General features: G+C 72.2%; 18 protein-coding genes and 1 pseudogene. 11 read left to right on the top strand and 8 right to left on the bottom strand.

Annotation, left to right across the window (positions count from 1 at the left end; genetic code table 11):
* Positions 1 to 48: 48 nt before the first annotated feature.
* The 3 genes from BG418_RS05415 to BG418_RS05405 form a co-directional block, all read right to left on the bottom strand.
* Positions 49 to 831: a DUF4142 domain-containing protein gene (locus BG418_RS05415; RefSeq protein ID WP_188272538.1), complete on the bottom strand. Its 783-nt coding sequence runs from the start codon at positions 829 to 831 to the stop codon at positions 49 to 51.
* A 180-nt stretch (positions 832 to 1,011) separates the two neighbouring features.
* On the bottom strand, positions 1,012 to 2,289 hold the full coding sequence (locus tag BG418_RS05410) for a DUF692 domain-containing protein (RefSeq protein WP_188272537.1): 1,278 nt from the start codon (positions 2,287 to 2,289) through the stop codon (positions 1,012 to 1,014).
* A gap of 127 nt (positions 2,290 to 2,416) precedes the next feature.
* On the bottom strand, positions 2,417 to 3,142 hold the full coding sequence (locus tag BG418_RS05405) for a peptidyl-tRNA hydrolase (protein WP_188272536.1): 726 nt from the start codon (positions 3,140 to 3,142) through the stop codon (positions 2,417 to 2,419).
* 70 nt (positions 3,143 to 3,212) lie between these two features.
* Here BG418_RS05405 and BG418_RS05400 point away from each other — a divergent pair, with 70 nt between their 5' ends.
* From BG418_RS05400 to BG418_RS05390, 3 genes and pseudogenes are all read left to right on the top strand, one after another.
* A complete protein-coding gene (locus BG418_RS05400; protein ID WP_188272535.1) occupies positions 3,213 to 3,890 on the top strand; it encodes an AIM24 family protein in 678 nt (225 codons plus the stop codon).
* Complete coding sequence (locus BG418_RS05395; protein ID WP_223184420.1) at positions 3,887 to 4,723, top strand: ATP-binding cassette domain-containing protein; 837 nt, start codon at positions 3,887 to 3,889, stop codon at positions 4,721 to 4,723. Before BG418_RS05400 ends, BG418_RS05395 begins: the two co-directional genes overlap by 4 nt.
* A pseudogene (locus BG418_RS05390) lies at positions 4,720 to 5,389 on the top strand (ABC transporter). The gene BG418_RS05395 and the pseudogene BG418_RS05390 overlap by 4 nt, the downstream one beginning before the upstream one ends.
* A gap of 25 nt (positions 5,390 to 5,414) precedes the next feature.
* Here the strand turns inward: BG418_RS05390 and BG418_RS05385 are convergent.
* A complete protein-coding gene (locus tag BG418_RS05385) occupies positions 5,415 to 6,308 on the bottom strand; it encodes a polysaccharide deacetylase family protein (protein ID WP_188272534.1) in 894 nt (297 codons plus the stop codon).
* Positions 6,309 to 6,840: 532 nt separating this feature from the next.
* Here BG418_RS05385 and BG418_RS05380 point away from each other — a divergent pair.
* From BG418_RS05380 to BG418_RS05365, 4 genes are all read left to right on the top strand, one after another.
* Entirely contained in the window at positions 6,841 to 8,256 is a 1,416-nt protein-coding gene (locus BG418_RS05380; RefSeq protein ID WP_317453515.1) for an MFS transporter, read from the top strand.
* Positions 8,253 to 10,136 (top strand): alpha/beta fold hydrolase, encoded by a 1,884-nt coding sequence (locus tag BG418_RS05375; RefSeq protein WP_188272533.1) that lies wholly within the window; start codon positions 8,253 to 8,255, stop codon positions 10,134 to 10,136. Before BG418_RS05380 ends, BG418_RS05375 begins: the two co-directional genes overlap by 4 nt.
* Before the next feature lie 361 nt (positions 10,137 to 10,497).
* The gene (locus BG418_RS05370) at positions 10,498 to 12,426 is read left to right on the top strand and encodes a RiPP maturation radical SAM C-methyltransferase (protein ID WP_188272532.1); all 1,929 of its coding nucleotides are present in this window, start codon (positions 10,498 to 10,500) and stop codon (positions 12,424 to 12,426) included.
* A 34-nt stretch (positions 12,427 to 12,460) separates the two neighbouring features.
* Complete coding sequence (locus BG418_RS05365) at positions 12,461 to 13,135, top strand: DUF5825 family protein (RefSeq protein ID WP_188272531.1); 675 nt, start codon at positions 12,461 to 12,463, stop codon at positions 13,133 to 13,135.
* 7 nt (positions 13,136 to 13,142) lie between these two features.
* On the opposite strand, the gene BG418_RS05360 is transcribed toward BG418_RS05365, so the two are convergent.
* The 4 genes from BG418_RS05360 to zapE form a co-directional block, all read right to left on the bottom strand.
* Complete coding sequence (locus BG418_RS05360; RefSeq protein WP_317453514.1) at positions 13,143 to 14,009, bottom strand: PPK2 family polyphosphate kinase; 867 nt, start codon at positions 14,007 to 14,009, stop codon at positions 13,143 to 13,145.
* Between the two features lie 59 nt (positions 14,010 to 14,068).
* The gene (locus BG418_RS05355; protein ID WP_188272529.1) at positions 14,069 to 15,445 is read right to left on the bottom strand and encodes an alkaline phosphatase PhoX; all 1,377 of its coding nucleotides are present in this window, start codon (positions 15,443 to 15,445) and stop codon (positions 14,069 to 14,071) included.
* 181 nt (positions 15,446 to 15,626) lie between these two features.
* Entirely contained in the window at positions 15,627 to 16,052 is a 426-nt protein-coding gene (locus BG418_RS05350) for an OsmC family protein (RefSeq protein WP_188272528.1), read from the bottom strand.
* 52 nt (positions 16,053 to 16,104) lie between these two features.
* Complete coding sequence (gene zapE / locus BG418_RS05345; protein ID WP_317453513.1) at positions 16,105 to 17,175, bottom strand: cell division protein ZapE; 1,071 nt, start codon at positions 17,173 to 17,175, stop codon at positions 16,105 to 16,107.
* Between the two features lie 36 nt (positions 17,176 to 17,211).
* On the opposite strand from zapE, the gene BG418_RS05340 reads away from it, so the two are divergent.
* From BG418_RS05340 to msrB, 4 genes are all read left to right on the top strand, one after another.
* Complete coding sequence (locus BG418_RS05340) at positions 17,212 to 17,976, top strand: pyrimidine reductase family protein (protein WP_188272527.1); 765 nt, start codon at positions 17,212 to 17,214, stop codon at positions 17,974 to 17,976.
* A gap of 161 nt (positions 17,977 to 18,137) precedes the next feature.
* The gene (locus BG418_RS05335) at positions 18,138 to 18,623 is read left to right on the top strand and encodes an indole-3-glycerol phosphate synthase (RefSeq protein ID WP_188272526.1); all 486 of its coding nucleotides are present in this window, start codon (positions 18,138 to 18,140) and stop codon (positions 18,621 to 18,623) included.
* Between the two features lie 205 nt (positions 18,624 to 18,828).
* The gene (gene murC / locus BG418_RS05330) at positions 18,829 to 20,223 is read left to right on the top strand and encodes a UDP-N-acetylmuramate--L-alanine ligase (RefSeq protein ID WP_188272525.1); all 1,395 of its coding nucleotides are present in this window, start codon (positions 18,829 to 18,831) and stop codon (positions 20,221 to 20,223) included.
* A gap of 13 nt (positions 20,224 to 20,236) precedes the next feature.
* Positions 20,237 to 20,650, top strand: coding sequence for a peptide-methionine (R)-S-oxide reductase MsrB (gene msrB / locus BG418_RS05325; protein WP_188272524.1), 414 nt, complete (start codon positions 20,237 to 20,239; stop codon positions 20,648 to 20,650).
* Positions 20,651 to 21,118 lie beyond the last annotated feature (468 nt).

Here is a 21,118-nt window from a genome sequence, read left to right as displayed (position 1 = left end):
CCCTGCGCCATGACTTTCCCATGATGTGGACATGGAGTTATCGGTTCGTTACGGGGTGTCGGTGGGGCTGGCGGGCGGAGTGGTGGCAGGGGTGTCGGTGGGGAGGGCGCGGCTGGCCGCCGGTGGCAGCGGGAACGAGGGGGTGACCGGGACGGGTGAGGCGGGCGTGGCTCCCGGGGTGGGCGGCGGCGGTCCGCTGGGCGACGTGGTCGCGGTGGCGACGCTGTCGCGGGCCAGCGCGTCGAAGTCCACCAGACCGGTGGCCTCCAGCATCTTGATGTGGTCCAGGACGGTCGTGTTGGCGTCGTCGGCGAGCGCGCGGACCAAGGAATTCCGGGTGTTCGCCCGGATCTGCGCGACCAGCGAGAACACCTTGCCGTGTGCCGAACGCAGGATGTTGGCGAAGTCCTTCTCGTACGCGGCGCCGCTGTCGGCCGTCAACGTCCGCAGCCAGGACTGCTGCTGGGCGTTGGGCTGGTCGGGCAGCTCCATGCCGAGCTGGGCGGCGACCTCGCGCACGCGCGCGTCGAGGAAGGCGTGGCCGTCGACGAGGTGATGGCCCGCGGCGGTGACCGCCGCGCTCGGGGCCCGCTCGATGGCCTGCTGACCTGCGGGCAGTTCCCACAGTCCGGCGAGTCTCACCCGTACCACGAAGTCCCGGTCGGCGGCCGACAGCGGCCCCCAGCGGGTGGGCACGGAACCGGCGTTGAGATTGGCGAGCCCGGTCCCGGAGCGGTCGGCGTACGACCACACGGGGAAGAGCAGGGCGGCGATGGTCGCCGTCAGGGCGACGATGACCAGGCCGGTACCGGAAATAAATATCCGACGCATGAAAGCCTCCAGGTGCGGTGCGCACGGTAATGCGGAGGCGGGTGATCCGGGGAGGGGTTCGGGGAAATCGGTGACGGTGTGGTGTGGGAGGCATCACGTGTTGGGCGAGTACGGGGCAACTTGGTGGCGGGAGTGGTAGTTTGCCCGCCTTCATGAGGCCAGTCCGTGTACGGCTGTGCGTCAGGCGGCCCGTACAAGTCCGCGCAGGAACCGGGTCGTCCGGCCCGGCGGGCGCGCGCCGGAGCGTTCCTTCCACCAACGCGTAAGGCGGCGCCGGGTCTCGGTGTCCGGCTCCCCTCCCTCGCTGTCGAGCAGCGACTCGACGAAGTCGAGGGCGTCGCGGCGGTAGCCGTCGCGCAGCGGATGGCTGCGGGCGTACGCGAGGAACGCGGGGCGGTAGCCGTCCCCGAGGATCACGGGCAGTTCGGGCGCGACCTTCGCGACGATGTCGGCCCGCTTCGCGGCCAACGCGCGCGCCTGTACGCCCAGTCGCGCGCCGTCGAACCCGTACGGGACGGGGGTCCCGGCGACGAGGGCGGACAGCAGCGCCGTCTGCGCCAGCGCGAGCCGCTCCCGGGCGCCGGTGCGCGGGGCGTCCGCTGTCGGCGAGGACGCGCGCGTGGGCGGTGCCTCAGGCGTACCGGCCCGCACCACGTCCCGTATCGCCGCGAGCTCCCCGGCCAGCTCGGCCTGTGGCGGGAACGCGTCGTCGCGCTCCAGGAGCACCCCCGGAGGCGAGACGCGGGACACCAACTCGGCCAGGACGTCCAGGATTTCCGGTCCCACCGGATGCGCGTGCGTGTCGTGCCAGACGCCGTCCTTCTCCACCCCGCCCGCCACATGGACGTACGCGATCGCCTCCACCGGCAGCTCCGCCAGCGCCTTCGCCGGGTCCTCGCCCCGGTTGACGTGGTTGGTGTGGAGGTTCGCCACATCGATGAGGAGCTTCACGCCTGTACGATCGACCAGCTCCGCCAGGAACTGACCCTCCGTCATATCCTCGTCCGGCCAGTTGATCAGCGCGGCGATGTTCTCCAGCGCGAGCGGCACCGGCAGGCAATCCTGCGCGATCCGTACGTTCTCGCAGAGCACGTCCAGCGCGTCCCAGGTGCGCGGCACCGGCAACAGGTGCCCGGCCTCCAGCCGGGGCGAGGCGGTGCGCTCGCCTCCCGCCCGTACGAAGGCGATGTGCTCGGTGACCAGCGGAGCCGACAGCGCCCGCGCGCACGCCGCGAGGTCGGCGAGGCGCGCCGGGGCGGGGTGGTCCGCGCCCCCGAGCCCCAGCGAGACCCCGTGCGGCACGACCGTCACCCCGCGCTCCCGCAGCCGTACCAGCGACTCGGGAAGGCGGTCCGTGCAGAGGTTCTCGGCCACCGCCTCCACCCAGTCGACGCCGGGCAGCCCTTCCACCGCTTCGGCGATCTCGGGCCGCCAGCCGATACCTATGCCCAGCTCCATGGTTCGCCCCCCGGTCGATGTGGTCATGGCACGTGGAGTGGTCATGGCCCTGCCGGGCGCCCGCCAATCCGCCGGACCCCACCTTCAGAGCTTCATTTGAGGTTGGGACCGGTCGGACCGAGGGGTGTCAGCCGCGCAGCGCCGGGTGGTCCGCGACCACCGTGCAGGAGCCCGGCGCGATCTCCGTGAAGCCCGCGTCCCGTACGACCGGCAGCCCGCTCGTGGTCAGCGCCGTCCACTGCTCGCGCGCCGCGACCCGAACGGACAGCGGGAAGTCCGCGTCCCGCCACGCCCGGCGGTCCGCCTCCGACAGGTCCCACCACGCCAGCTGGGCGCCGTGCCCGGCCTGGGCCATCGCCTTGCCCGCGGACATGTCGAGCTCCGGGTTGAGCCACAGGACCGGCGCGAGGGGGTCGGCGGCGCCGGGGGCAGCCGGGTCGTCCAGGTCCGTGCCGGACACCTGGAGCTTGGCCAGCTCCTTGGGCCAGCCGTCGAGCGGGACGGGCGGGAAGACCCGCACCTCGGCGGACTTCCCGGTGACCGTGATGCCGGGCAGCGTCGACGCCTTGCGCCACTCCGCGCCGCGCGCCCGGCGCACCACCTTGCGGATCCTGGCGTCCTGCCAGTCGCGCATCGCCTGCGCCCACTCGCCGTCCCCGAGCGCGCGCTCGTCGCTGAGCATCACCAGGACGGCCCGGGCCGCCGTCTCCAGGGCGTCGGTACGGGCGGGCGGTTCCGCCTTCTCTATGCGGACGACCAGCGGAAGCACGTACTGGGGCGCCTCGTCGCGGACGTTCGGCTCCTGGTGGAACGGGCTTGCCGGGGGCGTCTCGGGGGTCTCTTCGCTGCTCACCCGCCCAGTCTGCCAGCCGCGTCTTTCCGGATTCTTGGCGGAATGAACCCTTCCGGGTCAGGATGCGCGCATGAAGAGCGATCTTTTTGCCACGGACACCATGGCGCAGCCGGCCACCGCCCCCGGCATGACCCTGCAGAACGCCAAGTCGATCAAGTACGCCGTCGACGGCGAGATGTTGGCGCGCCAGGGAGCGATGATCGCTTACCGGGGCAAGCTGCAGTTCGAGCGGCGCGGCCAGGGCATTGGCGGCATGCTCAAGCGCGCGGTCACCGGCGAGGGCCTGCCGCTGATGTCGGTCTCGGGCCAGGGCGAGGCGTGGTTCGCGCACGAGGCGCAGAACTGCTTTATCGTCGACATCGAGCAGGGCGACAAGCTGACCGTCAACGGCCGCAACGTGCTCTGCTTCGACGCGTCCCTCTCGTACGAGATCAAGACCATGAAGGGCTCCGGCATAGCCGGTGGCGGCCTCTTCAACAGCGTCTTCACCGGCCGGGGCCGGCTCGGCCTGATCTGCGAGGGCAACCCGCTGGTGATTCCCGTGACCGCGCAGCAGCCGGTGTACGTGGACACCGACGCGGTCGTCGGCTGGACCGCCGACCTGGCCACCTCGCTGCACCGCTCGCAGTCCATCGGCTCGATGATCCGCGGCGGCTCCGGTGAGGCCGTACAGCTGATGCTCCAGGGCGAGGGCCATGTCATCGTCCGCCCGAGCGAGGCCACCCCGAAGAAGATGGAGCAGCACTGAGTCCGGTGCTCTCCCTCGCCGCGGTGGGCCGCCGGTACGGCATCGGCGGCCCCTGGGTGCTGCGCGGGGTCGATCTTGAGCTGCCCCCGCGCACCCTGGTCCGCGTGGAGGGCACCAACGGCACCGGCAAGTCCACCCTGTTGCGCCTGCTGGCCCGGATCGACGCGCCCACCGAGGGCCGCGTTCGGGGCCGTCCCCGCACCGCGTACGTGCCCGAACGTTTCCCCGCCGCCCTGCCGTTCACGGCGGAGGGCTACCTCATCCACCTCGGGCGCATCCACGGACTGTCCCGGCGAGCGGCCGCCACGCGCGCGGGGGAGTGGCTGGAGCGGTTCGGCGCGGGCGGCCACGCCGGTACCCCGCTCTCCGAGCTCTCCAAGGGCACCAGCCAGAAGGTCGCCGCCGCCCAGGCGCTGCTCGCCGGGCCCGAACTGCTGGTGCTCGACGAGGCCTGGACCGGCCTGGACACCGCCGCGCGCGCCGAGTTGGACCGCGCGGTGGCCGAACGCGTCGCGGACGGCGCCGCCGTGGTCTTCGTCGACCACGACCCCCGGCGGCTCGCGGACACGGTGGACACGCGGTACGCGGTCGAGGACGGCGGTCTGGTCCGCCGGGCCGAAGACGCCGCGCCGACCCGGGCGCAAGGTGACCTCGTACGCATAGACGTCGTCGGCCCCGTCCCGCCCGACGGGCTGCCCGGCGCACCTGTGCTGACCCACGGCCCGGACGGGACCCACACGCTGACCGTCGAACCCGCCCACTCCGACGCGCTGCTGCGCGCGCTGCTCACCGCGCGGCCGCCCTGGCACATCCGAGGAGTGTCGCGCCCATGAACCCGCTCGTGCGCTACCAGACGGCCCTGCTGCTGCGCTCGCAGCGCTGGCTTCCGCCCGTCCTGCTGTACGCGGCGTTCGTCGGGATCGGCATCCAGCCGGGCAACCCGGTCCTCGACTCCCTCGGGTACGCGGCCGCCGGGCTGCTCCCCGTCGGCGCCTGGCTCGCCCGGGTCTGCGTCACCCAGGAACCGGCCGCCGCCCGCGACTGCGCGGCCGCGGCGGCGGGCCCCGGCCGGGTCCATCTCGCCGCGCTGCTCACGGCGTTGGGAGCGACCGGGGTGCTCGGGGCCGCCGGGACGCTGTACGTGGTGGCGGTGGGCGACCCGGCGAGCGCCGATCACCGGGTCGCGGTACCGCTCGGGCCCGCCACGGTGGCCGGGCTGCTCGCGGGCGCGGTGTGCGCGCTGCTCGGCGCGGCGGTCGGGGCGCTCGGCAGCCGTCCGCTGCTTACGCGCGCGTGGCTGGTCGATCTGCCTCACCACGCTCGCCGCACTGCTCGCCCTGGTGGTCGCGCCCTCGCCCGCCACGTACGCCGTCAACGGCCTCGTCACCGGCTCGCACACCGGCGCGGTGCACCTGGCGGTGGTGCCGCTGATCGCGGCCGCGGCCGTGACGGCCGCAGCCTGGGCGACCGCGTGCGCGCTCAGTTCGCGACGCGGGTGACCACGCCCGTACGCAAGGACAGGCCCTACCCTTCGGCCGCCGAGCCGATCAGGTCCGAGACCTTCACGAAGCGGTAGCCGCGCTTGCGCAGCTCCGGCACGATCCGCTTGATGGCCGTGTCGGTGACGGGCGCCGCGCTGCGGGTGCAGTGCATGACCACGAGCGAGCCCGGCTTCACCCCGGTCAGGACCTGCTCGGCCACCGCGTCCGCGTCGTGCGCGAAGGCGTCGCCGCTGACCACGTCCCACTGGATGGCGGTCATCTTCAGTGGGGCCAGCGTCCGCAGCACGTCGTCGTTGTAGCAGCCGCCGGGGAAGCGGAAGTACGGGACGGTGTTGCGTACGCCCGCCTTCTTGAAGGAGGCGGTCGCCTTCTCCACGTCGGTGCGCATCTCGCCCTCGGCCACGACCGGCAGGCCGTAGCAGGGGGACTTGAAGGCGTAGTGGCTGTACGAGTGGTTGGCGACCTCGAAGTTCGGGTCGGCCCCGATGGCGCGCGCCTCGGCCGGGTACTCGTCGGCCCATCGCCCCGTCATGAAAATGGTGGCGGGCACTTTGAGCCGCCGCAGATCGTCGATGAGCGCCGGGTTGTCGAAGTGCTCGCCCTGCGCTGCGCGCGGCCCCTGGTCCGCGGTCATGTCCGCGTCGAAGGTGAGCGCGACGATCTTCTGCCCGCCCTTGGGCGCACGCTCGAAGACCGGGGTGAGCCCGCCGGGCCCGGGCGCGATCGTCGGCACCTGCTTGCCGGGCTGCGGCGTGGTCGTGGCCGGGGACGAGGAAGCGGCGGTCGACGGCGACGGCTTGCCGGCCCCCGGCGCTGCCTTCGCGGCATGGTCGGACGGGGCGGGATCCGAGCTGCAGCCCGCGAGCGCGGCACCGAGAACGGCAACCGCCAGCAGCTTTTGTACAGAAATGGTCACGGGCGGAAACTATCCGATCAGTGGGGGAGTGGCGGTGCGCGCCGCCGCCGGGCGGCGCACGTTTCCGGCCAATGAGTGAACCGGAGCGCCTGCCCCACCCCGATCCGCCGGAGCCGCCGAAGAACGCGCGGAGACCGGCGACCGGACGGCCTCGCGCCGCGCCAGGGTACGGATTCCGCAGCCGCGCGGGGTTTCCCGCCGGGAAGCGCATATGCCCCACCGGCCTGCGGGTGAACCCGTCGGCCCGGGGCCGGTGTTCGCCACCGTGAAGCGGTGATGCGGCGAAGGGGTCCGCCGTCCGCCCGGGACGGCTGCGGATTCCCTCGTCCCCCGGGTGCGAACCCGGTAAGAACCGCCGGATGGAGTGAGGCCTACAGGGCAATCGGTTTCTTTGCCCGGCGCTTACGAAGTCGGAATCCGGCCGTCGCAGCAGAACTCTTGTGAGCGGTGCGACGCCCTGGTTAGGCTCCGGCTCGTTTCGTTTCGATTCCTGCACATTTCCTTCGCAAGTCTGACCAACTGTGAGGTAGCTGTGGAGATTTCGAATGCCCCGGGCTCCGGCCCGTCGGCACCGCGCTCCACGGAAGCGGCCGCCGACAGGACCGCCGGACCTCCCGGGGAAGCCGCCGAACCTCCAGAGGGAGACGGGCCCGCCCGGCCTCCCTTACCCCGCGACGTACGCCTCTTCTGGACCGCGCACGCCGCCGACGCCCTCGGCACCCAGGCGTCCGGAGTGATCCTGCCGCTGCTGCTCCTCGGGCTCGGCCACTCGCCCGCGACCGTCGGGCTGATCGCCGGAGTCTCCACGGCCGCCGGGCTGCTCCTCGCCCCGTTCGCCGCGATCCCGGCCGACCGGGGCGCGCGCAAGCCCGTGATGTTCTGGTCCGCCACCGTCTCGGCGCTCGCCATGGCGGGCGTGACCCTCTCGGTCGCCACCGGCACCCCGCCGCTGGCCCTGCTGATCGCCGTCGTCCTGGTGGAACGGTTCTCCGCAGCGGTGTACGAGGCCGCCGCCACCGGCACCGTCGCCATGATCGCGCCGCCCGCCGACTACCCCCGCGCGGTCGCCGGGCTCCAGGCGGGCGAACAGGGCGCGCTGATCCTCGGCCCGGCGCTCGGCGGCGCCCTCTACCAGGTCTCGCGCGCCCTGCCGTTCCTGGCGGACGCGCTTTCGTACACCGTCGCGGCCGCGCTCGTCCGATCGCTGCGCTCGGACCTGCGGCCGGAGCGCGACGAGAGCGACCCGGAACGCACCGAGTCGGACCTGCGGCCGCAACGCGCCGACAGCGACAACGACAGCGCGGAGAAGGGCACGCCCTCCGACGCCCGCCCCCGCCGCCTCGCCGCGTTCACCGCCGAACTCGGCGCGGGGCTCGCTCTCGTGCGCACCTCGCCCTTTCTGCGCCTGGTCCTTCTCTGGAGCACCACCGTCAACGGCGTGATCGTCACGCTCTTCTACGGCGCGGTGTTCACCCTCCAAGAGGGCGGCCACGGCGGCGCCCCGATGGGCCTGGTCCTCGGGCTCGCCGGCGCCGCCGGGCTCGCCGGATCGCTCGCCGCGCCCCGGCTCGCGGGCCGGATCAGCGCCGCCCGCCTCCTTGTCGCGGTGTCCTGGCTGCTCGTCCCACTCGCGGCCGGGCTCGCCACGGCCGAGGGGCCCTGGACGTACGGGGCGCTGTTCGGGGTGTTCTGTCTGCTGATGCCGCTGGTCGTGGTGGTGCTCCAGTCCCGCGCCATCCAGGAGACACCGCCCCACCTCCAGGCCCGGGTCGGCGCGGTGCTCGCGACCTCGGCCGGGGGCGCCGCCGCCCTCGCGCCCGTCCTCGCCGGGCTCTTCGCGGCCGGCGCCGGGACCGCCGCGCCCGCCGTTCTCTGCTCGGGTGTGCTGGCGCTCCTCGCCCTGCGGACGACGGCCGTGCGCGGCCGACTGCGGGGAGCGGCCGGATGAGCCGCGGCTACCACCTCTACCTCGCCGCGCTGCCCCAGGTGTGCGCCGCAGACCCGGGCCGGATGGTGTTCACCGCCGACGCCGGGGGCCGCTGCGAGGTGTTCACCTGGGACGCGGTCACCGGCGCGGCCCGCCAGGTCACCGACCGGCCGCGCGGCACCCTGCACGGCGCGATCGACCGGGACGCGCACATCTGGTGGTTCGACGAGGACGAACACGGCCGGGGCCGCTGGATGTTCCAGCCGTTCCACGGCGGCGCGGACCGTCCGGGCCTTACAGGGGTGGGCCCGGGTGAGCCGCGCGGCCTCGCCGTCGCCGACCGGGCGATCGTCGCCGTGGGCATCGGGGACGCCCGGACCACCGCCGTCCATATCGGCCCGCGCGGCGGCGAGGCCCGCGAGGTGACGCGCGTCGACGGCCACGCCGCGCTGAGCGGCATCACCCCCGACGGCCGCTTCCTCGCCCTCACGGGCGCCGCGGGCTCGGCCCGGGCCGTCACCGTGCTCGCCGACGACGGCACCGTACGCGCGGTGCTCCCCGGCGACGGCGGCCACGGCAGACTCTGGTGCCTGGGCTTCGCACCCGTGGCCGACCGGGCCGAACTGCTCCTGGTGCGCGAGAGCGGCGACCGCTATCTGCTGGCCAGTTGGCGGCCCGGGAGCGGGATCACCACCCACGCCTGGCAGCCGTTCGACACCGAGATCACCGCCCGCTGGTACCCCGACGGCCGCTCGGTCCTGGTCCGCCAGGACCGCCACGGCCGCAGCGCGCTCCACCGCGTACACCTCGTACGGCGCACGACCGAGACCGTGGCGACGCCGCGCGGCACCCTGTTGGACGCGGCGCCCCGGGCCGCCGACGATGTGCACTACCTCTGGACCGACACCGCGACCCCGCCCCGGATCGCCTCCACCAAGGGCACCCCGCTGCCCCCGGCGCACGACCCCGCGAGCCAGGTGCCGGGCGAGCACCGGGACCTGTGGACGCCCGGCCCCGACGGCCCGGTGCACACCCTGCTGAGCCTGCCCGAGGGCCGCAGGGGCCCGGTCCCGGCCGTGTTCCTGGTGCACGGCGGCCCCGCCGACCACGACCGGGACGCCTACGACGGCGTGGTCCACTCGCTGGTCGACTCCGGGTTCGCCGCCGTCCGCGTCAACTACCGCGGCTCCACCGGCTACGGGCCGCGCTGGCGCCGGGCGTTCGACGAGGGAGTCGGGCTCACCCAGGTCGCGGACCTCGTCGCGGTACGGGCCGACCTCACCGCACGCGGCCTCGTCCGCGCCGACGCGGTGGGCCTGTGGGGCTTCTCCTGGGGCGGCTATCTCACCCTGCTCGCCGCCGGGGTCCACCCGAAGCTGTGGCGCGCGGGCGTCGCGGTCAAGCCGATCGCCGACTACCCCGTCGCCTCCCGCACCACCACGGCGGCCCTGCGCGCCCTGGACGAGCGGCTGTTCGGAGGCACCCCCGACCAGGTGCCCGAACGGTACGAGCTGAGCTCACCCCGCCACTACGCCGCCGCCGTGCGGGCACCGCTCCTGGTCGCCGCCGCGACCCGGGACGCCAAGTGCCCGCCCGGCCAGGTCCGCGGCTACCTCGCCGCGCTGCGCCGCGCGGGCGTGCGCCATGAGGCGATGTGGCTGGACACCGGCCACAACGGCTACGCGGCCGACACCCATGTCGCCGTCCTGCGCCGCGCCCTGGTCTTCCTCGACCGGGAGCTGCGCGGCGCCACCCCCCAGACCCCCCGCCCGCACCGGAGCGGGGACCCCGGACGGGCCCGTGCCACCACGACGCCCGCCGGGGCCGGCACCACCCGACCCACCGAGAGGAGAACCGGTCATGCAGAAGGACATCATCCAGAACGACCCGCTGGCGGGTGACGACGAGAACCGTGCCGTCGGCGTCAGCGTCAAGGTCACCATCCCGCTCCGCAACGCCGAGGGCGGCGAAGAGGAGTGATCCCCGCCGGCCCGGCGGTCCGCCGCCGGGCCGGCACCGCTCCATCGCCAGAGAGGGAGTTCCGCCGTGCAGAAGGACGTCATCAAGAGCGACCCGCTCGTCGACGACGAGGAGATGCGGTCCGTTGGCGTGAGCGTCAGCGTCAGCCGGCGTCGCAACGATCCCGGCGCCGAGGAGTAGATCCTCGCCGGCCGGTCCGGCGGTCCGCCGCCGGCCCGGCCGGTTCCCGCCGTGCCTCTTTGAGCGTGTTCCGTATCTCTCCGCAGGGCCCGAGGAGCCGACATGCGTGTACTGCTGGTCAATATGCCCTGGTCGCCGATCGATCTTCCGTCGCTGGCCCTGGGAATTCTCAAACGCAGTGTGACCGAATGCGTGCCCGGCGGCTCGGCCGAGGTGCTGCACGCCAATCTCGAATACATCGACTGGATCACCGAGCACACCGAATTCACCGCCAAGGACTACGAGTTCTACTCGCTCTCCTCCTATTTCATGGGCTGCGGCGACTGGGTCTTCTCCTCCGCCCTCTACGACGACCCCGAATGGCGCGTCCAGGAATTCACCGACGCGATGAAGGGCAAACTCCGCAAGGCCCGCCTCGACCTGTCGTACGAACTCCACCGCCGGGCACCGGAGTTCGTGGAGATGATCGCCCGCCGCATCGTCGAGTACGCGCCCGACGTCGTCGGCTTCACCTCCACCTTCCAGCAGAACACCGCCGCCCTGGCCGCCGCCAAGCACGTCAAGCGGCTCGCCCCGCACATCGTGACCGTCATGGGCGGCGCCAACTGCGACGGCGAACAGGGCGAGGCCGTCCACCGCAACTTCCCGTTCGTGGACTACGTCGTACGCGGCGAGGGCGAGGCCGCCTTCCCGCAGCTGCTCACCGCGCTCACCGAGGGCGGCGACCTCACGGACGTGGCGGGCCTGTGCCACCGCGCCCCCGACGGCACCAGCACCGCCAACCCCATGGCGACCCGCCCGCTGCCGCCCGCCGCGATCCTCGGCCCCGACTACAGCGGGTACTTCGAGCGCCTGGCCGCGTCCGTGGCGCACAACTGGATCGAGCCCAAGCTGGTCGTCGAGGGGGCGCGGGGCTGCTGGTGGGGCGAGAAGCACCACTGCACCTTCTGCGGCCTCAACGGGTCGTTCATGCAGTACCGCTCCAAGAGCCCGGAGACGTTCTACGAGGAGATCATGGAACTCGCCCGCCGCCACCGGGTGCTGGACATGTACCTCGTCGACAACATCCTCGACATGGGCTACCTCTCCACGGTGCTGCCGCGCATCATCGAGAGCGGCTACGACCTGCGGATGCACATCGAGATCAAGGCGAACATGCGCCGCAACCAGCTCCGTACGCTCGCCGAGGCCGGACTCATCTACGTGCAGCCCGGCATCGAAAGCCTCAACGACCGGGTGCTCGACCTGATGGACAAGGGCGTCAGCGGCTGCCAGAACGTCCGGATGCTCCGCGACGGCGCCGAGACCGGACTTTCCGTCTCCTGGAACTATCTGCACGGCTTCCCCGGCGAGACCGTCGAGGACTACGAACCGGTCATCGCCCAGCTCCCGGCCCTGGAACACCTCGACCCGCCGGTCGACCTCTCCGCCCGGATCGCCATCGAGCGCTTCAGCCCCTACTTCAACCGGCCCGAACTCGGCTTCGACGGGCTGCGCCCCGAGGAGCACTACCGCTTCACCTACGACCTGCCCGAGTCGGAGCTCTACGACCTCGCGTACGTCTTCGAGGCCCCCCAGCGCGGTATCGGCGAGCCCACGGTCACCTCGCTCAACGACGCGCTGGACGCCTGGAAGAAGCACCACTCGGCCGCCCGGCTCACCCACACCGACCTCGGCGACAGGATCGTCCTGGTCAGCAGGCGCCGGATGTTCGCCTGGCGCACCCTGGAGCTGACCCGCCCGTTCGAGCTCGCCGTCTTCCGCCTCCTGGACCAGCCGCACACCCCGGCCGCCCTCGCCCGCAAGGCCGCCGCCCGGGCCGGCGGCGAGGTCCCGGACGAGAGCGGGATGCGCGCGCTCCTCGACTCCTGGGTGGCGCTCGGCCTGGTCTTCACCGACGGCGGCCAGTACGTCCACATCGCGCCCGCCGCGGTCAACGAGGACCTGCTGCGCCTCGACTTCATGCGCCACGCCGACGACGCCACCGCCCCGGGCGAGAGGCCCACCGCCCCCGAACCCGTCGGCGTATGACCCGCGAGCACACCGGAGCAGGAGGACACCACCGATGACCACCGCCCTCACCACCGGCCCCGCGCTCACCGTCACGGCCTGGCGCGACTACGACCCCGAGGCCTGCGGCCTGCCCGGTATGGACCTCGGGGAACGCGAACTGACCGGTCCCGTCGACGCCGAGAGCGACGGGCTGTGGGAGCTGGGCGCCCGCCGGGTACGGCTCGCGCGGCCCGTGGACCTCGCCGGGGCCGGTAACCCGGACACGGCCGAACACGCGGTACGCGCCCTCAGCCTGGTCCGGGACCTCACCGCCCGGGCCGTCCTCGTCGAGTGGGAGCTGCTGCTCGACCCGGCCGCGCCCGACGACGCCTGGCGGGCGCTCGGTCACCTCCAGCCGCCGCAGCGCCTCGAAGGCCCGGGGGAGGCGGCCGAGGTGCTGGAGTCCTGGCGGCGGGGCCACTATCTGTGCAAGTGCCTGTGGCGCCAGGGCCCGGGATTCGTCCAGATCCGCGACCGCCGCTGGGGCGACCTGCGCCGCTTCACCGCCGACGAGCCGGAGTACCGCGAGGCCATCGCGGACCTGTCCTACGGCGCCCCGGCCGCCGACGTCCCCGCGGCCGTCCTCGCCGACTTCCTGGGCGAGCAGCTGGTCCTCCAGGTCGGCGAGCTGGCGTGGTGGCTCCCGTACCGGGTGAGCCGCTGGCTCCAGGAGGGGATGGTTCTCTGACGGTACGTCAGGTCAGCAGCCGCCGTCGGCACTCCGCCACATCGAAGTCGCCCGCCGGATACTTCGGGTCGAGCTCGCGCAGCTGCTCCAGGAGCAGTCTGCTGATCGCCCAGTTCCGGTACCACTTGCGGTCGGAGGGGACCAGATACCAGGGGGCCACGTCCGTCGAGCAGCGCTCCAGAGCGATCTCGTACGCCTTCTGATACGCGGGCCACAGTGCCCGCTCGTCGATGTCGCCCGGGTCGAACTTCCAGTGCTTCTCGGGGTTGTCGAGCCGTTCGAGCAGTCGGCGGCGCTGCTGCTCGTAACCGATGTGCAGAAAGACCTTGATCACGCTCACCCCGTCGTCCGCGAGCGACTCCTCGAAGCGGCTGATCTGCCCGTAGCGGCGGCCCAGTCGGCGGCGCGGGACCAGCTCGCGGACGCGGGCGATCAGGACGTCCTCGTAGTGCGAGCGGTCGAAGATGCCGATCTCGCCGGGCTGTGGCAGCGCCCGCATGATCCGCCACAGGAAGGGGTGGTTCAGCTCTTCCCTGGTGGGCGCCTTGAACGAAGTGATCCGGCAGCCGGACGGATTGAACAGGCCGATCACGTGCTTGACCGTGCCGCCCTTGCCACTGGTGTCCATGCCCTGGAGGACGAGCAGGACCCGGCGCCGGTCGCCCCCTGTACTCGCCGCGAACAGCCGCTCCTGGAGCTCGGCCAGCTCCTCGCCCATCTCGGCGGTCGCCGCCAGGCCCTCGGCCTTGCCCTTGGGCCCGCCCGGAGTGGCGTCGGGCGGATACGCGGTCAGGTCGACCGGCCTGCCCACCGGGATGCGCAGCAGCGAGCGCAGATCCTGCCGCTCGGGCTTCTTCTTGCCCTTCTTGGCCACTGCGCACCCCTTCGGTCGGTTCCCTCGATCGTGCGACGGAACGCGACGCGGCGCGAGTGCTAATGGGCGAACGGGCCCGTCACCGCGAAGGTCGTCCCCGGTGTGTAGCAGTTGACGTACATCGTCCGCCGGTCGGGCGCGAAGGTGACCCCCGCGAACTCGCCCCATTCCGGGCTGCCCGGTTTCCCGATGTCTTGGCGGCCTCGTGCCATCGCGTACACCTCGCCGCGGCGGGTCAGGCCGAAGACGTGCTGGGCTCCGTTGCCGTCCTCGCACACCATCAGCCCGCCGTCCGGCGCGAGGCAGATGTTGTCGGGGGAGTCGCCGGGCAGCCGGACGTCGGTGCCCGGGCCGAAGACGACCACGAGGGTGAGCCGGTCGCGGCGCGGCTCGTACCGCCACACCTGGCCGAAGTGGTCGGCGCCCGCGCCCTCGGCCACGCGCGCGTAGCTGGAGACGAAGTAGACGCAGTCGCCGCCCCAGTAGCAGCCCTCCAGCTTCTGCGCGTGCGTGATGCCGCCCGGGCCGAAGTCCTGGAACCGGACCGGGGTGTCCCGGGCGAGCGGATCGGGCACCGGCACCCACTCGATCCCCTCGAAGCGGGCGCCGGGCCGCTGGATCACGGAGAGATCGGGCACGTCCGGTACGCGCATCGCGGTGAGCTCGCCGCCCGCGCGCAGCGAGCCCGTACCGCCCAGCGGCCGGTTCGGCAGGAAGCGGTAGAAGAGCCCGAAGGGCTTGTCGAAGGCGTCCTCGGTCTCGTACACGGCACCGCTGCCCGGGTCGATCGCGATCGCCTCGTGCTGGAAGCGGCCCATAGCGGTGAGCGGTACGGCTCCGGTGCGGTGCGGATCGGCGCCGTCGACCTCGAAGACGAAGCCGTGGTCCTTGGTGTAGCCGTTGGTACCGGCCCGGTCCTCGGTCTCCTCGCAGCTGAGCCAGGTGTTCCAAGGGGTGCGCCCACCCGCGCAGTTGACGGCGGTGCCGCTGAGGGCGACCCGCTCGGAGAGCACCCGGTTGTGCGCGTCGAGATCGAGGGTCGTACAGCCGCCCCTGCCGCCCGGGTCGTACACGAGTCCGGCGACATGCGGGACGGGAATCGCGGCGGTGACCCGGTTCTCGTGGTTGCGGACCAGCCGGACTCCGCCGCGTCGGCCCGCGAACGCGGCCATCCCGTCGTGGTTGCCCGGCACCCGGCCCTCGCCGGAGCGCAGCGGGTCGCCCTCCCGGGACAGCACCCGGTAGCGGAATCCTTCCGGCAGATCGAGCAGCCCGGCCGGATCGGGAATCAGCGGGCCGTACCCGCGACGACTGGCGGTGGCCGACGCCGGACCCCCGGCGAAGAGCTCGGTCACCGCACCAGTGAAGGCGATCGCGGCCGCCGAGGCGCCGGTGCGGGCCAGCAACTGACGTCGTGTTGCTCCTGCTTCGGACATGAGGCAACTCCCCTGTTGGCGGACAGGAAGACGTGACCCGCATGATCAAATCACGCGTTCGGTGATCCGTGAATCATGCGGGTCGTGTCGCCTCGAAGTGGCCGAATCCGGTCGTGACGCAGGCTGTTGCGTGGGCCGGATCCAGCCACTGCCCGGGCTGTTGCCCAGCCCGGCGTCAGTGTCAGACCAGCTCGGCCGTGAGCGTGATCGTCGTGCCCGTCAGCGCCTGGCTGACCGGGCAGTTCTTCTTGGCGTCCTCGGCGGCGGCCGCGAAGCCCTGCTCGTCCAGGCCCGGCACCTCGCCGCGCACGCTGAGGTGGATGCCGGTGATGCCCTCGCCCGGCTGGAACGTCACGTCGGCCTTGGTCTCAAGGCGGGTGGGCGGGGTGCCCGCGCCGGTCAGGGCGTGCGAGAGGGCCATGGAGAAGCAGCTGGAGTGGGCCGCTCCGATGAGCTCCTCCGGGCTGGTCTTGCCGTTGGCCTGCTCGGCGCGGGACGCCCAGCTGACCGGCTGCGAACCGATGCCGGACGAGTCGAAGCTGACGGTCCCCGAGCCCTTGATGAGCTCGCCTTCCCAGACCGTGTGCGCCGTACGCGTGGTGGCCATGATGTTTCCCTTCTGGTGGCTGAGGGGGATTTGGGCCCCCTGTGTGCCAAACCTACTGCCCCACAAGCCCCTTCGCGTCGCGGGCGAGGGCGGTGAGGCGGGAGATGGCCCGGAAGTACTTCTTGCGGTAGCCGCCGTTCAGCATCTCGTCACTGAACAGCTTGTCGAACGGGACGCCGGAGGCCAGCACCGGTATCTCGCGGTCGTACAGCCGGTCGGCGAGCACCACGAGCCGCAGCGCCGTCGACTGGTCCGGAACCGGCTGCACATCGGTGAGGCACACCGCCTTCAGCCCGTCGGTCATCGCCCCGTAACGGCTGGGGTGGACGCGCGAGAGATGGTCGAGCAGCCCGGGGAAGTCGTCGAGCGCCGCGCCCTCGGTCGCGTACGCCGTCTTGGCGACCTGCTCGTCGGAGTACGGCGGCGGGGCCTCGGGCAGCCCACGGTGGCGGTAGTCCTCGCCGTCGATCCGCAGTGGCTTGAAGTGCGCGGACAGACCCTGGATCTCCCGCAGGAAGTCGACAGCCGCGAACCGGCCCTCGCCGAGCTTGCCGGGCAGCGTGTTGGAGGTGGCGGCCAGTGCGACCCCCTCCTCGACCAGCTTCGCGAGCAGCGAGGAGACGAGGACGGTGTCGCCCGGGTCGTCGAGCTCGAACTCGTCGATGCAGAGCAGCCGGTGCCCGCTCAGGGTGCGCACGGTCTGCTGGAAACCCAGCGCGCCGACCAGGTTGGTCAGCTCCACGAAGGTGCCGAAGGCCTTGAGCGCGGGCTCGGCCGGGGTGGCGTGCCACAGCGAGGCCAGCAGATGCGTCTTGCCGACGCCGTATCCGCCGTCGAGGTAGACCCCGCGCGGCGCGACGGGCGCGGCCGGCTTGCGGGCGAACCACTTGCGGCGCCCGCTCCCGGTGGCGTGCGCCCCGCCCAGACCCGCCGCGAAGGAGCTGAGGACCGTGACGGCCTCGCGCTGGCTCGGCTGGTTCGGGTCCGGTACGTACGTCTCGAAGCGGACCGAGTCGAACCGCGGCGGCGGCACCATCTCGGCGACGAGACGGTCGGCGGGGACATGCGGTTCGCGGGCGCAGAGCGAGAGCGGGGCCGCTTCGATTATCGGGCTGGTCGACACAGTTCCCCACTGTAAGCGCCGTGTAAGACTGCACGGATGCGACGCCTGTTCCCTGTGACCGACCAGACACCGTCCGAGCCGGAGGGCGAGTGGTCGTTCGACGCGCTGGCCGAGGCCTACGCGTACCCCAAGACGGACGGCCCCTGGCTGCGGGCCAACATGGTCTCCTCGCTCGACGGCGCGGGCCAGCACGAGGGCCGCTCCCAGCCGCTCTCCTCCGACACCGACATGCGTATCTTCGGCACGCTGCGGGCGCTGGCCGATGTGGTCGTGGTCGGCGCGGAAACGGTACGCCAGGAGGGTTACCGCCCGGCCAGGGCGCGGGAGGCCTTCGCGGCCCGGCGCGAGGCGGCGGGCCAGGGCCCGGCCCCGGTCATCGCGGTGGTCACGGCCAGCCTCGACCTGGACTTCGGCCTGCCCCTCTTCACCTCGCCGCTGGTCCCGACCCTCGTCCTCACGGGGGCCGCCGCGCCCCCGGAGCGGGTGCGCGAGGCCGAGCTGGCGGGCGCGGTGGTGGTGGTCGCGGGCGACGGGCCCGGTGTGGAGCCCGCCCGGGCCGTCGAGGCGCTGGCCGGCCGGGGTCTGCCGCGCATGCTGACGGAGGGCGGGCCCCGGCTGCTCGGCCAGTTCGTGGCCGCCGGAGTCCTCGACGAGCTCTGTCTGACGGTGTCCCCGCTGCTGACGGCGGGCACCGCCCAGCGCATCGCGGGCGGCCCCCCGGTGAGCGTCCCGGAACGCTTCCAGCTTGAGTCGCTTCTGGAGGAGGCCGGGTTCCTCTACACGCGTTACCGTCGGATCTGACAATCAGCGGAATTTGCCGTTCCGGTTAGCTTCCGGCGGGCACACTTACTCACGCAGACCCCGTGCGGGCACGGGGAAGGATGGTTTCCGCAGGGGCCGGGCCGCCGCCGAAGACGATTCGAGGCGGCACCGGCCACGGAGAGAAGAGAAGGGCGCCTGTCGTGTTCACGAGCGTTTTGATGATCGAGAAGCCCCTGACCTCCGTCGACGTGGAATTCGTCACCACCCTGCACGGCGACGAGCCGGTCTCCTTCGTCGTCCTGATGCAGCCCAGGGGCGACCAGGACCGGCTGCTGCGCGCCATCGACGACGTGGCGCTGGGCGAACTCGACGAAGCCGTCCACGAGGCCGACGAACCCGAGGGCAGCGAGGCCCGCCAGCCCGCCGAGGTCGGCCTGCAGTACTCGCTCCGGGTCCTGCGCGACCAGGGGTGCGAGGCCGTGGGCAGGATCGTCGAGGACCATCCCCTGGACCTGCTGAAGTCCGTCGTGGACGAGGTGAACGCGGACGAGGTGATCGTGCTGACCGCGCCGCACTACGTCGAGGAGTTCTTCCACCGCGACTGGGCCTCGCGGGCCCGCCACAAGGTCGGCGTACCGGTCCTGAAGCTGTTCGCGCACAGCGAGGAGGCGCACAGCGAGCAGTGAGGCCTGGCTCTGCGTGCCGGGCGCTCACGGCTTGCGCGCAGCGCCTGGCGACGGGCGCGCGCCGCTCAGGGAGCGACCCCGAGGGCGAGCCACCGCGCGCGTGGCGTGCGCCACCGCACGACGAGCCGTCCCGGACCGCGATCGCCGGGACACCGCATAGGCTGATGCCCACCTCTGTACGTCGCACCCCCGGGAGACACACGCAATGGCACCCGCGATTCCCACCGCCATGGAACGGCCGCACTTCATCGGCATCGGCGGTGCCGGAATGTCGGGGATCGCGAAGATCCTGGCCCAGCGCGGTGCCAAGGTCGCGGGCAGCGACGCCAAGGAGTCCGGCACGGCCGACGCGCTGCGGGCGCTCGGCGCGACCGTCCACATCGGGCACGCCGCCGACCACCTCGCCGCCGACGCCAGCTGCGTCGTCGTCTCCAGCGCCATCCGCGCCGACAACCCGGAGCTCGCCCGCGCCGCCGAGCTCTCCATCCCGGTCGTCCACCGCTCCGACGCGCTCGCGTCGCTCATGGGCGGCCTGCGCGCCATCGCCGTCGCCGGCACCCACGGCAAGACGACCACCACCTCGATGCTGGCCGTCGCCCTCACCGAGCTGGGCCTCGACCCCTCGTACGCGATCGGCGGCGACCTCGCCGGACCCGGCACCAACGCCTGCCACGGCGAGGGCGACATCTTCGTCGCCGAGGCGGACGAGAGCGACCGCAGCTTCCAGAAGTACGACCCCGAGGTCGCCATCGTCCTCAACGTCGAGCTCGACCACCACGCCAACTACGCCTCGATGGACGAGATCTACGACTCCTTCGAGACCTTCGTCGGCAAGATCGTCCCCGGTGGAACGCTCGTCGTCGCCGCCGACCAGCCCGGCGCCGCCGAGCTGACCCGCCGGGTGCGCGACCTGTCGTCGCTGAAGGTCGTGACGTACGGCGAGGACCCCGAGGCGGACGTACGCGTCCACAAGGTCACCCCGCGCGGTCTGACCAGCGAGGTCACCGTGCTGCTCGGCGGCAAGTTCCTCACCTTCACGGTCTCGGTCCCCGGCCGCCACTACGCGCACAACGCGGTGGCCGCGCTCGCCGCCGGCGTCGCCCTCGGCATCCCGGCGCACAACCTGGCCTCGGCGCTCGGCAAGTACACCGGCGTCAAGCGCCGCCTCCAGCTCAAGGGCGAGGCGGCCGGCGTGCAGGTCATCGACTCGTACGCGCACCACCCGACCGAGATGACCGCCGACCTGGAGGCGATGCGTTCCGCTGCCACGGACTCGCGCCTGCTCGTGGTCTTCCAGCCGCACCTCTTCTCCCGTACGCAGGAGCTGGGTGCCGAGATGGGCCGGGCGCTCGCCCTGGCGGACGCCTCGGTCGTCCTCGACATCTACCCCGCGCGCGAGGACCCGATCCCGGGCGTCACCAGCACGCTGATCATCGACGCCGCCCATGCGGCAGGCGCCGACGTCACGGCCGTCCACGACAAGACGACCGTGCCGGACGTCGTCGCGGGAATGGCCAGGCCGGGCGATCTCGTTCTCACCATGGGCGCGGGCGACGTGACGGACCTGGGCCCCCAGATCCTGGCCCGCCTGTCCAACTGAGGGAGTCCCTGCCATGTCGTACGAGGTCGAGAAGTCGGACGAGCAGTGGCGCGCGGAGCTGAGCCCGGCGGAGTACGCCGTGCTGCGGCAGGCCGGCACGGAGCCCGCTTTCGTCGGTGAGTACACGGACACCAAGACGCAGGGCGTCTACTCCTGCCGGGCCTGCGGCGCCGAGCTCTTCACATCGGAGACCAAGTTCGCGTCGCACTGCGGCTGGCCGTCGTTCTTCGACCCGAAGGACACGGACGCGGTCGAACTGATCGCGGACAGCTCGCACGGCATGGTCCGCACGGAGGTGCGCTGCGCCCGCTGCGGCTCGCACCTGGGTCATGTCTTCGAGGGCGAGGGCTACCCGACCCCGACGGACCAGCGGTACTGCATCAACTCGATCTCGCTGCGGCTGGAGCCGACGCCGGGCGAGGCCTGAGCCGGTCGGCCCGGTCCGATCCGGGCCGACCCGGCCTTGGGTTGACGTGAGTTCAACGGGCGCGTAATGTTCTCCGGGTTGTCGCGGAGCCGGAACGGTTCTGCGACAGCCGTCCGCCGCAGACTTGCGGCACCCCAACTCAGCACGACCTCCCGATCGGGATGAATTTCGGCATGCCGAATTCCATTTCGAACGGACTGGAAGTGCACCGGTGGACTGGATGACTCGCTCGATTAGGAGTCGCCCGGGAAATCGGCTAGAGTCTGGGACGTCGGAACGGCCCAACAGCCGGAAAGACAAAACGACTTGAACCTGGGAGACCGGGAATCGGACACGAAAGAGTCTGATAGAGTCGGAAACGAAGGAAGCGCCCGGAGGGCCCGGAAACGGGAACAAAGGAAGCGTCCGTACCTTGAGAACTCAACAGCGTGCCAAAAGTCAACGCCAGATTGACAACCCCGGCCTGCC

The sequence above is a fragment of the Streptomyces sp. CBMA152 genome (assembly GCF_014596475.1).
Lineage (GTDB): Bacteria > Actinomycetota > Actinomycetes > Streptomycetales > Streptomycetaceae > Streptomyces.
Note: the sequence above shows the minus strand (reverse complement) of the source record. Positions and strands in the feature narration are given on the sequence as shown.

Excerpts from the sequence above, each read along its gene's own strand:
- BG418_RS05415 (WP_188272538.1), bottom strand. The coding sequence starts at position 831 with ATGCGTCGGATATTTATTTCCGGTACCGGCCTGGTCATCGTCGCCCTG.
- BG418_RS05410 (WP_188272537.1), bottom strand. The coding sequence starts at position 2,289 with ATGGAGCTGGGCATAGGTATCGGCTGGCGGCCCGAGATCGCCGAAGCG.
- BG418_RS05400 (WP_188272535.1), top strand. The coding sequence starts at position 3,213 with ATGAAGAGCGATCTTTTTGCCACGGACACCATGGCGCAGCCGGCCACC.
- BG418_RS05375 (WP_188272533.1), top strand. The coding sequence starts at position 8,253 with ATGAGCCGCGGCTACCACCTCTACCTCGCCGCGCTGCCCCAGGTGTGC.
- BG418_RS05370 (WP_188272532.1), top strand. The coding sequence starts at position 10,498 with ATGCGTGTACTGCTGGTCAATATGCCCTGGTCGCCGATCGATCTTCCG.
- BG418_RS05365 (WP_188272531.1), top strand. The coding sequence starts at position 12,461 with ATGACCACCGCCCTCACCACCGGCCCCGCGCTCACCGTCACGGCCTGG.
- BG418_RS05355 (WP_188272529.1), bottom strand. The coding sequence starts at position 15,445 with ATGTCCGAAGCAGGAGCAACACGACGTCAGTTGCTGGCCCGCACCGGC.
- BG418_RS05350 (WP_188272528.1), bottom strand. The coding sequence starts at position 16,052 with ATGGCCACCACGCGTACGGCGCACACGGTCTGGGAAGGCGAGCTCATC.
- BG418_RS05340 (WP_188272527.1), top strand. The coding sequence starts at position 17,212 with ATGCGACGCCTGTTCCCTGTGACCGACCAGACACCGTCCGAGCCGGAG.
- murC (WP_188272525.1), top strand. The coding sequence starts at position 18,829 with ATGGCACCCGCGATTCCCACCGCCATGGAACGGCCGCACTTCATCGGC.
- msrB (WP_188272524.1), top strand. The coding sequence starts at position 20,237 with ATGTCGTACGAGGTCGAGAAGTCGGACGAGCAGTGGCGCGCGGAGCTG.